Genomic DNA, 11,752 nt, shown 5'->3' with positions numbered 1-11,752 from the left:
GGCGTTGACTTTTGGCACGCTGTTGAGTTCTCAAGGAACGGTCGCTTCCTTTGTACTCACCCTCTCGGGCTTTCCTCCGGGCGCTTCCCTTCGGTGTTCCAAACTCTATCAGTGTTTTTCCGGCCCCCTGACCACTCTCCCGCAGGCATGCAGAAGGTGATCCAAAGTTAGGATCTGACAAGTTGGTTGCTGCCCGGCCGGGACGCAAGGTTGCATCGCTCAGCCCCAGGCAGGAGTACGACTGTACACGCGGCCGCGGAGCGGGTGCAAATCCATTTGAGGTATGGTCTAGACCACTTCGAGGTGCTCGCGCGGAACCGGCACTTCAGGTGACATACGCTGCTGAACAGTGTGCCGCCCGGTACCTACAGGGACGGCCATATCGATCTCCATCCCTGGGAGGCTTCCCATGACCACCGTGACGTCCCCGCTCGCAGGACGCGCCATCGGACTGGCAGCCGTGCCGGATCCCGTCTTCTCCGGGGCCATGGTCGGCCCGGGCACAGCGATCGACCCCGTACGTGAGCCTTCCGAGGCCGTCTCCCCCGTGGACGGCGTCATCGTCTCCCTGCACCCGCACGCGTTCGTCGTCGTCGACGAGAGCGGACACGGGGTGCTCACCCACCTCGGTATCGACACCGTGCAGCTCAACGGCGAGGGTTTCGAGCTGCTCGTGAACAAGGGCGACACCGTCACGCGCGGACAGGGTGTCGTGCGCTGGAACCCGGCCGCCGTCGAGGCCGCCGGCAAGTCCGCGATCTGCCCGGTCGTAGCCCTGGAGGCCACGGCCGAAGCTCTCTCCGATCTTCGCATCGACGGCGAAGTGAAGGCCGGCGACAGTCTCTTCCTCTGGAAGTGATGTCAGTGCCGTCGCAAGACGGCGAGTACGACAACCACCGCGGCGGCGGGGCCCGCCGCTCTATCGGAGACGGGTGAGATGGAGACAACGTTGCAAGGCGTCGGGGTGAGCCACGGTGTGGCCATCGGCGAGGTTCGGCACATGGGAACGGCGGTGCTCGAGCCGCCCGCGAAGCAGATCCCGGCGGAAGAGGCGGAGCGTGAGCAGGGGCGCGCCCGCAAGGCCGTGGAGGCGGTGGCGGCTGACCTGATGGCACGCGGCAACCTGGCCGGCGGTGAAGCCCAGGCCGTGCTCGAGGCGCAGGCCATGATGGCCCAGGACCCCGAGCTGATGGCCGATGTGGAGCGGCGGATCGCCGTCGGCAGCACGGCGGAGCGCGGCGTTTACGACGCGTTCGCCTCCTACCGCGAGCTGCTCGCGGGGGCCGGTGAGTACCTGGCTGGTCGCGTGGCCGACCTCGACGACGTGCGGAATCGTATCGTCGCCCGTCTGCTGGGTGTGCCGATGCCGGGCGTGCCCGACAGCGACGAGCCCTACGTCCTGGTTGCCCGTGATCTCGCCCCGGCCGACACCGCGCTGCTGGACCCGACCCTGGTGCTGGGCTTCGTCACGGAGGAAGGCGGTCCGACCAGCCACAGCGCGATTCTGGCCCGGGCGCTCGGTGTGCCGGCCGTGGTGGCACTGCCGGGAGCCGGTGAGCTCGCCGAGGGCACGATGATCGCAGTCGACGGCAGCACGGGCGAGATCTTCGTGGACCCGAGCAAGGAGAAGAAGGCTCAGCTCGAGGCCGCGGCCGCCGAGCGGAAGGCCGCGTTGGCCGCGTCGACCGGGCCCGGAGCCACCGCGGACGGTCACAAGGTGCCGCTGCTCGCGAACATCGGCGGCCCCGCTGATGTGGCGGCCGCCGTCGAGGCCGGTGCCGAGGGAGTGGGCCTCTTCCGTACCGAGTTCCTCTTCCTGGACGACAGCAAGCAGGCGCCGTCCGAGGAGAAGCAGGTCGCTGCGTACCGGCAGGTGCTCGAGGCGTTCCCCGAGGGGCGTGTCGTGGTGCGGGTGCTGGACGCGGGCGCGGACAAGCCGCTCGACTTCCTCACGCCGGCCGACGAGCCGAACCCTGCGCTCGGCGTGCGGGGGTTGCGGACGCTTCTGGACCACCCGGAGGTCCTGCGTACCCAGCTGACCGCGCTGGCCAAGGCCGCGGAGGGGCTGCCCGTCTACCTCGAGGTCATGGCCCCGATGGTGGCGGACCGTACGGATGCCCGGGCCTTCGCGGACGCCTGCCGTGCGGCTGGGCTGCGGGCGAAGTTCGGTGCGATGGTCGAAATCCCGTCGGCCGCGCTGCGGGCTCGCTCGATCCTTCAGGAGGTCGAGTTCCTGTCGCTCGGGACGAACGACCTCGCTCAGTACACTTTCGCCGCCGACCGGCAGGTGGGCGCTGTGTCCCGGCTCCAGGATCCTTGGCAGCCCGCTCTGCTCGACCTGGTGGAGCTGTCCGCCGAGGCGGCGAAGGCCGAAGGCAAGAGCTGTGGTGTCTGCGGTGAGGCCGCGTCCGACCCGTTGCTCGCGTGTGTGCTGACCGGTCTGGGCGTCACCTCTCTCTCGATGGGTGCGGCGTCGATTCCCTATGTCCGGGCGACGCTGGCGAAGTACACGCTGGCGCAGTGCGAGCGGGCTGCTGCGGCGGCGCGGGCGACGGACAGCGCTGAGGACGCGCGCAGCGCGGCGCAGGCGGTGCTGTCGGGCGAATAGGGCCGGGCCCGGCCCACGACGGTTCTCCCGGGAGGGGTGCTCCACCGAGGTGGGGCGCCCCTCCCGGCGTTTCAGTGCTGGTGCCCGGGGGTGGGTTTCTCCTCCCCGAGGTCGGGCGGCGCGCAGTAGTCGACGTTGGATTCAGGGGAGATCAGGTCTCCGGATTCGACGTCGGTGCAGTAGGCGTCGAAGACCTCTCCCGCGGTGAGGGGTTCGAGTCCGTAGCCGCGCATGCGCCAGCCGTAGACGCGGTCGGGGCTGTCCGGGGCGCTGGTGCGGATGACGAGTCCTCCGGGGCTCTCGGTGGCCAGGCCGAGGGCCAGGATCGTCGTGAACTCGAGGGCTTCGGTCTCGTTCAGTTCCAGGGAGGCCCCGTCGTCGGTGATGTGGAGGGCAGCGGTGAGGGTTTCGGGCGGTCCGGTGACACTGCAGACGAGGTGACGGTCGCCGGGTGGGGCGGTGTCGAGGATGCGGACGAGCAGGCCGGCGGCCCGTGTGAAGGCGGCGCGTCCGATGTCTTCGCCGCAGGAGGTGCAGGGGCCCAGGCGGGCGAGGAGGGTGGTCGCGTACTCCCAGGTGGCCTGCCGTACGGCTTCGTCGACGAGGGCCGGGAGCAGGTCGGCCAGTGGGCGGCCGTCGTAGGGAAGGGTCGGGCCTGTGGCGGCGATCTGCGCGGTGAAGCGTGTGCGGCTCGACGGGTGGTCGGGGTCCAGGCCCTTCTGTACGCAGAACTCGGCGTACTCCTCGGGGTCGAAGAGGGCCACCGTGGTGTGGCTGCCCTGCAGGGCGCGGGTCCTGAGGAGGGCCTCCACCTGTTTGAGGTAGGTCGCGTGGTCGGCGAAGGTGAAGCTGCGGTAGCGCCGCATGGCCCGGAAGTCGTGCTCGTCGGTCAGCAGGCCGATGGTGCCGGCGATTTCGCGGTGCAGGACGCGCCGCATGGTCCGGTTTTCGGTGTGCGCCATTGTTTCCCCCTGTGCACGGTCGATCAATGCTCACTCACAGTAATCGGCGGCACTGACAATGGCCTGACTGCGGGAGATCGCGTGCTCAGGCGAGGCCGGAAGGGGCAGGTCACAGGGGGGGGTAGCCGGGTGACCTGCCTCCGGAGCGCCGGTGACGGGGAGTGTGTGACGGGGGGGTGCGGTCAGACGCGCTTGCGGGCCAGTTCCTCGTAGAAGTTCAGCAGGTCGAGGTTGTCGATGGAGCCCGGGTTGACCGCCTTCTCCAGGGGGGTGCCCTGGAGGAGGCGCTTGACGGGGACCTCGATGCGCTTGCCGGTGAGGGTGTGCGGGACCCCGGGTACTTCGATGATCTCGTCGGGGACGTGGCGCGGCGACAGTTGCTCGCGGATCGTCTGCTTGATGCGGTTGAGCAGGGCCTCGTCGAGGACCGCGCCGGGGGCCAGGTGCACGAAGAGGGGCATCCAGTAGCCGCCGTCGGGCTGCTCGATCCCGATGACGAGGGACTCCTTGATCTCGGGGAGCCGCTCGACGGCTTCATAAATGTCGGCGGATCCCATGCGGACGCCCTGGCGGTTGAGCGTGGAGTCGGAGCGGCCGTGGATGACGACGGATCCGCGGGAGGTGACGGTGATCCAGTCGCCGTGCCGCCACACGCCGGGATAGGTGTCGAAGTAGCTGTCGTGGTAGCGGCTGCCGTCGGGGTCGTTCCAGAAGTGGATGGGCATCGACGGCATGGGGTTGGTGACGACGAGTTCGCCGACCTCGTCGATGACGGGACTGCCGTGGGGGTCCCAGGACTGGAGGTCGGTGCCGAGGCAGGGGGCCTGGAGTTCGCCGACGTGGACCGGAAGGGTGGGTACGGCTCCGGCGAAGCAGGAGCACACGTCGGTGCCGCCGCTGACGGAGGCGATCCACAGGTCGTCGCGGACCTCGTCGTGCAGCCAGCGGAAGCCGTCGGGCGGCAGGGGCGAGCCGGTGGTGGCGACGCACTGGACCGAGGAGAGGTCGAAGTCGCGGGACGGGTGCACGTCCGCCTTGCGGCAGGCCATGACGTAGGCGGCGGAGGTGCCGTAGAGGGTGGCCTCGGTGCGTTCGGCGATCCGCCACTGGGCGCCGGTGTCGGGGTAGCCGGGGCTGCCGTCGTAGAGGACGATCGTGGTGCCGGTGAGCAGGCCGGAGACGAGGAAGTTCCACATCATCCAGCCGGTCGAGGTGTACCAGAAGAAGCGGTCCTCCGGGCCGAGGTCGCAGTGCAGGCCGAGTTGCTTGAGGTGCTCGACCAGGATGCCGCCCTGGGACTGGACGATGGCTTTGGGCAGTCCGGTCGTGCCGGAGGAGTAGAGCACCCACAGGGGGTGGTCGAAGGGCACCTGCTCGAAGACGGGCTGCGTGTCGGCCGAGGTCAGGGCCGACCATTCCAGGGCTCCCTGGGGTGCCTCGGTACCGAGGAGCGGGATGTGGATCACTGCGCGCAGGGTGGGCAGTTCGTGCCGCAGTTCGGCCACGACCTGACGTCGGTCGTGCTCCTTGCCGCCGTAGCGGTAGCCGTCGACCGTGAAGAGCACGACCGGTTCGACCTGCTGGAAGCGGTCGAGGACACTGCGGGCGCCGAAGTCGGGCGCACAGGACGTCCAGACCGCGCCCACGGCGGCTGTGGCCAGGAGGGCGACCACCGCCTGCGGGACGTTCGGGAGGTAGCCGCTGACGCGGTCGCCGGGGCGTACTCCGAGAGCGCGCAGTTCGGCGGCGAGGGAGCCGACCTGGCGGCGCAGCTCGGCCCAGGTGACGGGGCGCGGTTCGTGTGTCTCGTCGACGTGGAGGAGGGCCGGCTCGTCCGCGCGGGTGTCGGCCGCGCGCAGGGCGTGTTCGGCGTAGTTGAGGGTCGCTCCGGGGAACCACTGGGCGCCCGGCATCGAGCGGTCTCCCAGCACGCGCGCGTAGGGGTGCGAGAAGCGGACGTCGAACCACTCGGTGACGGCTCTCCAGAAGGTGTCCAGGTCGTCGACGGACCAGCGCTGCAGGGCCGCGTAGCCGCCTTCGGCGGGGGCGCCGTGGTGTTCGGCGGCCCAGGCCTGGAACCTGGTGATCCGTGCCCGGGCGATGCGCCCGGGATCGGGCTGCCAGAGCGGCTGGAAACTGTCGGTCGACATGGTCGGCTCCCGGACTGTGCGCGTCGTGTGCGTCCTCCGCGCACGGGCTGGGGTGTGCGCGTGAGCGGCTGGCACGGACAATGCCATGTGATCGACTTCGGCACCAGGGTGCGCCCCACATAGTCCGTGTCGTGAAGATGTGGTCCTGGCACGGGTGAACGGCAGTTGAACGACACCCGTTTGCGAGGCGGTCAGTGGCAGGGTGAGCAGCATGAACGGTCGTGACCTGGTGCGTTCGGTGAAAGCGGTGGCTTCGGTGGGGGCGGCGCAGGGTGTGCGTACCGTACGAGCAGCGTGGCGCAGGAGCCGGGCCGACGCCACCGGGCTGCCGGCGCGGGGGGCCGAGCGTGCGCGGGTGCCCGGGCTGGTGGAGGGCGCGGCGCCGGGGCCGGGGGGCGGCGTCGTCCGGTTCAGCCGGTCGGAGCTGCGGATTCTGGTGGCCGTGAACGGGGCCGTTTTCTGGGGCTGGGACGGGGCGGAGCCCGAGCCGTCGTACGCGCTGGCCGGCCGTTGCCCGGAGCCCGATCCGCGGGCGGTGCTGGAGCCGGACAAGGACGGCGGCTGGCGTGTGGTGGCCGAGCGGGCGACGGTGGTGGTCTCGCGGCACGGCGCGGTGGAGGTGCTCACTCCGGGTGGTGTGACCCTGCGGCGTGATCTGCCGCCGCGGTGGTGGGAGCCGGTCGGCGGCGGCCCGGCGCGCTGGATGCAGCGATCGGAGGTGGGCGCCGACGCGCGGTTCTTCGGACTCGGGGGGCGTGCCTCGGGGCCTCGGCTGCCGGACGGGACGTACCGGCTGTGGAACACCGATCCGGGCCGTTCCTTCGCGCCGGGGGACGATCCGCTGTACATCACGATGCCGGTGCAGCTGGTGGTGTCCGACGGAGGTACGCATCTGGCGTTCCACGACAGCTCGTGGGACGGCACGGTGACGCTGCGGGAGGGCGAGGAGGGCGCGGGTTCGGGGCACGACCGTGCCGGGACGAGCGAGCTGCGGATGGACGGTGGCCCGCTGCGCTGCTGGGTGATGGTGGGCACTCCCGCGCGCGTGCTGCTCGCCTGGGCGTCGCTCACCGGGGCACCCGCGCTGCCGCCCGCGTGGGCACTCGGGCACCATCACGCGCGGTGGGGGTTCGGCAGCGAGCAGGAGGTACGGCGGATCGTCACCGGATACCTGGAACACGGTCTGCCGCTGGATGCCGTGCACCTGGACATCGACCACTTGGAGGCGCACCAGGTCTTCACCGTCGACCAGGACCGCTTCCCGAAGCTGCCCGTCCTGGCCGAGGAGCTCCGGCGGGGCGGCGTCAGACTGGTGTCGATCGTCGACCCGGGCGTGAAGGCCATGCCCGGCCGTGCGGTGTACGACGGCGGGGTCGCCGAGGACGCGTTCGTGAGGAGCGCCTCGGGGGACGTGGTGGAGGGTGTCGCGTGGTCCGGGGAGGTGGTCTTTCCCGACTTCACGCACGCGCGCGTGCGGGCGTGGTGGGGCGGGCTCTACGAGGAGCGGCTCGCCCAGGGCTTCTCGGGCTTCTGGCACGACCTGAACGAACCCACGTCGTTCACCGCCTGCGGTGAGTCGACGTTGCCGCGGTCCGCCCGGCACTCCCTGGAAGGGCGGGGCGGTGACCACCGGGAGGCGCACAACGTGTACGCCCTGTGCATGGCCAGGGCGGCCTACGAGGGGCTGCGGAAGCTCGCTCCCGAGGAGCGGCCGTTCCTGTTCTCCCGCTCCGGGTGGGCCGGCATGCAGCGCTACGGAGGGACGTGGTCGGGGGACGTGGCCGGCGGCTGGCCGGGGCTGCGGGCCTCTCTGGCCCTGGTGATGGGGCTCGGGCTGTGCGGTGTCCCGTATTCGGGGCCCGACATCGGGGGCTTCGACGGGGATCCGTCCCCCGAGTTGTATCTGCGGTGGTTCCAGCTGGGCGCTTATCTGCCGCTGTTCCGTACGCACGCGAGTCTGCGGGCGGGGCGCAGGGAGCCGTGGGAGTTCGGTGGCGAAGTGCTGGAGCACGCGCGCGTGGCGCTCGTCGAACGCCGGCGGCTGCTGCCGTACTTCATGACGCTGGCGCATCTGGCGCGGCGTACGGGAGCGCCCTACGTGCGGCCTCTGTGGTGGACGGCGCCGGAGGAGCGGGCCCTGCGGGAGTGTCAGGACGCCTTTCTGCTGGGTGACAGCCTGCTGGTGGCACCGGTGCTGGACCCGGGCGCCGACCGGCGCGCGGTGCAGTTGCCGAGGGGGCGCTGGTACGACACCGCGACAGGGCGGGCGTACGAGGGGCCGGGGAAGGTGCTCGTCGACGCGCCCCTGTCGCGTATCCCCGTGTTGGCACGCGCGGGTGCGGTGCTCCCGGTACGCGGGGAGGACGGCGGGCTGGAGCTGGAGGTGTGGGCGCCCGCCCGGGGGCGGACCGGGGGCGGGCTGGTCGTGCCGGACGGGGGCGACGGGTGGGACGAGCCGGAGATCGAGCGCTACACCGCTCGGTGGACGGGCTCGCGGGTGGTCGTGGAGCGGGAGGGTGAGGACGGCGGGGGCGTGCCGCCCTACCCGGTGCGCGTCCGCGGGGCCGGTGAGCCGTGAACGGAGAGCGGTGAACGGTGAGCCGTGAGCGGTGAGCCGTGAGCGGTGAGCCGTGAGCGGTGAACTCAGATGTACCGGCCCTCGAACCAGGCCCGTACGGCCAGGGTGTGCAGGGGGAAGGCGAGTTCCTCGGGCCTGCGCAGGAGGTGCCAGCCCGCTGTCTCGTCCGTGGCGGTGGAGGAGGGCAGGCCCTCGGCGGGACGCTCCGGCAGGAGACCGAACAGCAGCAGGTGTCCGTCGGGTGAGCTCATCGCGTCGGCGAGCCGTACGTCACGGCCGGCGGCGTCGATGCCGGTTTCCTCCCGGAGTTCGCGTATGACGGCCTGCCGCCAGTCCTCCCGGTCGTCGATGTAGCCACCGGGCAGGGCGGTGCCCCCGCGCGCGGGGGCGATGGTTCGGGTGATGACCACCAGGGCGGTGCCCTGGGTGTCGTACACGGGCTGGAGGGCCACCGCGACCGGGAGGGGATTGCGGTAGGCCACGGCCCCGCACACCGGGCAGGTGCGGGGCCAGCCGGTGACGCCCTCTCCGTAGGGCGCGCCGCAGCTCGAACAGTGGGAGTTCGGCGCGGAGTTGGAAGCGGAGTGCTGATTCTCGGACACGCGGCGGACTGTAGCCGATCACGGGGAGGGCGTCTCGGGCAGGCTGCTCAGTGAGCGCCGGTCAGCGACTTGCGGGACACGGGGAAGTCGAAGTACGTGTCGGGATAGGCCTCGGGCTTGAAGGTGTAGTGCCACCACTCCTCCGCCAGGTTCACGAATCCGAGCCCTTCCAGGGTGCTCTTGAGGAGCAGCCGGTTGTGGCGCTGGCGGCCCTGGATGCGGGGGTCGAGGGTGTGCGAGAGGGTGTCGAAGCAGTCGAATCCGGTCCCCATGTCGACCGAGTTGTCGGGGAAACGCTCGCCCTGGGGTGCGAAGCACGGCACCAGGGGCTCTCCGGGACGGTAGGGCCTGGTCGGCTTCGCCGGGAGTCTGACGAGCGTGACGTCCAGGGTGGAACCGCGACTGTGGCCGGATTTCGCCGCGATGTACCCGTCGGCGAACAGCCGGGTCTTGTCGATGTTCGGGTAGAACTCGCCCTTCATGGCCTCGTCGTCGAGGTCCTCGGCCCAGCGGACGAAGTGGTCCACCGCCCGTTGGGGCCGGTAGCAGTCGTACACCTTGAGCGTGTAGCCCTGGCGCAGGAGCTTGCGTTGCGCCTTGTGGAGGGCTTCGGCGGCGGGGCGGGTGAGGATGCAGACGGGCTGCCGGTAGCCGTCGATGCGCTCGCCCACGAAGTTGTGCGGGGTGACGTAGCGCATCTCCTGGATGATCGTCGGGTCCACGCTGCTCAGTGCCACGAAGTCCGCCGGTGCCTTGGGGTCGGTGCCGGCCCGGGCGGTCGCGGCGGGGGCGGTCGATGCCAGCAGGGCGGCGAACGCGGTGATCAGGGCACGTGCCACGGTGGTGAGTCGTGTCATGCCCTGCGTCTATCAGGAGTGGGGGCGTTGAGGGAAGAGATCGCGGCGGGCGTGGCAACTGCCCGCCGCACTGGGGGGCGTGCTGCGGCTCTCCGGCCGACCGTGACACAACTCTGACATCCCGTCACACCTCTGAGCCATACGCTGCGTGATCGCTCCGGAATGCTGCGTGAACGTCTCATGAACTGCGCCTGGGTGCGTGCCGGTGACGTCGATCATGCTCCCGTGCACTCCTGGACGGACACTCTCCGCTTCGCCTTCCAACCGGTGGTCAATCTGACGACCGGCGCGGTCGCGGGGCTGGAGATACTCGCCCGGCCGGAGACCGGCGACATCCTTGCCGAGGCCCGCCGGGACCCCGGGCTCGACTGCCGGCTGGCGGTGTCGGCGGTTCGTGCGGCGGCTCGCAAGGAGACCTTGCTTCCGCTGTTCGTCAACGTGTTCGCCGGGACGCTCGCGGACCTCGGCGGGCTCCCGTCACTGCACGATGCCGTGCAGGAGGCGGGGCGACTGCCCTGGGAGGTCACGATCGACCTCTGCCCGCCGTACACGCATGTGCCGCAGCAGGCTCTGCTGGAGGCGGTGGCCACGCTGCGCGGGCAGGGTTTCCGGATCTGCGCGGACGGGATCGGGGACGGGGACGTGCCCTTGCGGCTGCTCTCGGACCTCTCCCCCGGCCTGGTGAAGCTGGACGCGTCGCTGCTGGCGCGACCGGCGGTGGTGCGTTCGATGCGGACGTTGTGCGACGAGCTGGGGGCGCTCCTGGCCGTGGAGGGTGTGGAGACCGAGGGCCAGTGTGCGGCGGCGCTGGCGGGCGGAGCGCAGCTGGCGCAGGGCGAGCTGTTCGCACCACCGGCGCGCCTCCCCGCCGCGGACGTCTACGTCCCGCCACGCTCTCCCGCCGAGGTGGCCGCACCGCGGACGGGGCCGTCGGTGCGGGAGTTCGTCCGGCCGGCGGCCCTGCTGCCGGCCACCGCGTCCGCTGGGCAGGTGCGCGCCCTGCTGACGGGGGCGCCGGACGTGTCCGGGGTGCTGCTCGTGGACACCACCGGCGCGCCGGTCCGGTCGGTGCACCGCTCCCGCTTCCTGCTGTCGATGTCGGGGCGCTACGGACACGCCCTGTATGCCGACCGGCCCGCGGCCAAGCTCGGCGACCCGCCGCGGACGGTGGGCGTCGACGCCACGGCATGGGAGGTCCTGGACGTGGTGGCGGTCGGAGGGCGGGAGCGCACGTCGGACGACGTGGCCGTGGTGGACGAGCACGGGCGGTGCGTTGGGGCCGTGCGGCTCGCGGACCTCGTGCGTGCGCTGGCGGAGACACGGGTGGAGGAGGCGGCGGGGCTCAATCCCCTGACGCGTCTGCCCGGCTCGGACGCGATCACCGGCGAGGTGGACCGGCGGATCGCCGCGGGACGGGCGTTCGCGTTGAGCTGGCTGGACGTCGACCACTTCAAGCAGGTAAACGACGGGGCCGGGTTCGCGGCGGGCGACGAGCTGATCCGTGCGGTGGGCCGGGCGCTGCAACGGGCCGCGACGGGAGGCGCGCGCGTGGGGCACATCGGCGGGGACGACTTCCTGGTGCTCGCCGATCCGGACGGTCTCGATCCGCTGGCCGCTTCGGTGCTGGACGCCGACTGGTCGGCTGGGGGCCGGCCGGTCACGCTGTCCCTCGCGACGGTGCTGTGCACGCCGGGCAGTGTGACCGACCACCGGCAGGCGGCGGCCTGCCTGGCTCCGTTGAAGAAGGCGGCGAAGGCGCTGTGCGGGGCGAGTTGGGTGCTGGGCCGGGCGGGCGTGCCGGGCCATGAAGCCCGCAGGGGCTCGCGACCGGCGCCGGAGTCGGCGGGGTGCGGGGTGCCGGTCGAGAGGGGCGTGCAGGGCGTCTGAGGCGTGCGGGAGGCGCCGATTCGGCTGCCACCCGACGGGCTCGTCCGGGCTCCGGGCGTGAGTTCCCGGCCCACCGGATCTGGTCGGGCGGGGTCCCCATGGGCGGGT

8 protein-coding genes are annotated in these 11,752 nt (G+C 71.3%); 4 read left to right on the top strand and 4 right to left on the bottom strand.

The window, feature by feature from the left end; all coding sequences use genetic code 11:
- Window positions 1-409 precede the first annotated feature (409 nt).
- Both AB0E85_RS28365 and ptsP read left to right on the top strand, forming a co-directional pair.
- Entirely contained in the window at window positions 410-859 is a 450-nt protein-coding gene (locus AB0E85_RS28365; RefSeq protein ID WP_184843426.1) for a PTS glucose transporter subunit IIA, read from the top strand.
- Between the two features lie 78 nt (window positions 860-937).
- Entirely contained in the window at window positions 938-2,608 is a 1,671-nt protein-coding gene (gene ptsP, locus AB0E85_RS28360; RefSeq protein ID WP_361932785.1) for a phosphoenolpyruvate--protein phosphotransferase, read from the top strand.
- A gap of 71 nt (window positions 2,609-2,679) precedes the next feature.
- Here the strand turns inward: ptsP and AB0E85_RS28355 are convergent, their stop codons facing one another.
- Both AB0E85_RS28355 and AB0E85_RS28350 read right to left on the bottom strand, forming a co-directional pair.
- Window positions 2,680-3,570 carry a hypothetical protein gene (locus tag AB0E85_RS28355; protein WP_361932782.1) on the bottom strand — a complete coding sequence of 297 codons (891 nt, stop codon included), beginning with the start codon at window positions 3,568-3,570 and terminating at the stop codon, window positions 2,680-2,682.
- Between the two features lie 182 nt (window positions 3,571-3,752).
- Window positions 3,753-5,720: an acetoacetate--CoA ligase gene (locus tag AB0E85_RS28350; protein WP_361932779.1), complete on the bottom strand. Its 1,968-nt coding sequence runs from the start codon at window positions 5,718-5,720 to the stop codon at window positions 3,753-3,755.
- A 211-nt stretch (window positions 5,721-5,931) separates the two neighbouring features.
- Between AB0E85_RS28350 and AB0E85_RS28345 the strand changes: the two genes are divergently transcribed.
- On the top strand, window positions 5,932-8,298 hold the full coding sequence (locus tag AB0E85_RS28345) for a TIM-barrel domain-containing protein (protein ID WP_361932776.1): 2,367 nt from the start codon (window positions 5,932-5,934) through the stop codon (window positions 8,296-8,298).
- A gap of 65 nt (window positions 8,299-8,363) precedes the next feature.
- Here AB0E85_RS28345 and AB0E85_RS28340 read toward each other — a convergent pair whose 3' ends face one another.
- Together AB0E85_RS28340 and AB0E85_RS28335 are read right to left on the bottom strand one after the other, a co-directional pair.
- Entirely contained in the window at window positions 8,364-8,900 is a 537-nt protein-coding gene (locus AB0E85_RS28340; RefSeq protein WP_361932773.1) for an NUDIX domain-containing protein, read from the bottom strand.
- Between the two features lie 47 nt (window positions 8,901-8,947).
- The gene (locus AB0E85_RS28335; RefSeq protein WP_361932772.1) at window positions 8,948-9,757 is read right to left on the bottom strand and encodes a M15 family metallopeptidase; all 810 of its coding nucleotides are present in this window, start codon (window positions 9,755-9,757) and stop codon (window positions 8,948-8,950) included.
- Window positions 9,758-9,982: 225 nt separating this feature from the next.
- Between AB0E85_RS28335 and AB0E85_RS28330 the strand changes: the two genes are divergently transcribed.
- Window positions 9,983-11,644: a GGDEF domain-containing protein gene (locus tag AB0E85_RS28330; protein WP_361932769.1), complete on the top strand. Its 1,662-nt coding sequence runs from the start codon at window positions 9,983-9,985 to the stop codon at window positions 11,642-11,644.
- The last annotated feature ends 108 nt before the right edge of the window (window positions 11,645-11,752 follow it).

The organism is Streptomyces sp. NPDC029044, assembly GCF_040637495.1.
Classification (GTDB): domain Bacteria; phylum Actinomycetota; class Actinomycetes; order Streptomycetales; family Streptomycetaceae; genus Streptomyces.
Note: the sequence above shows the minus strand (reverse complement) of the source record. Positions and strands in the feature narration are given on the sequence as shown.

What these genes read in the sequence shown, in the direction of transcription:
- ptsP (WP_361932785.1), top strand. Translation starts at nt 938, where the DNA reads ATGGAGACAACGTTGCAAGGCGTCGGGGTGAGCCACGGTGTGGCCATC.
- AB0E85_RS28355 (WP_361932782.1), bottom strand. Translation starts at nt 3,570, where the DNA reads ATGGCGCACACCGAAAACCGGACCATGCGGCGCGTCCTGCACCGCGAA.
- AB0E85_RS28345 (WP_361932776.1), top strand. Translation starts at nt 5,932, where the DNA reads ATGAACGGTCGTGACCTGGTGCGTTCGGTGAAAGCGGTGGCTTCGGTG.
- AB0E85_RS28365 (WP_184843426.1), top strand. Translation starts at nt 410, where the DNA reads ATGACCACCGTGACGTCCCCGCTCGCAGGACGCGCCATCGGACTGGCA.
- AB0E85_RS28335 (WP_361932772.1), bottom strand. Translation starts at nt 9,757, where the DNA reads ATGACACGACTCACCACCGTGGCACGTGCCCTGATCACCGCGTTCGCC.
- AB0E85_RS28350 (WP_361932779.1), bottom strand. Translation starts at nt 5,720, where the DNA reads ATGTCGACCGACAGTTTCCAGCCGCTCTGGCAGCCCGATCCCGGGCGC.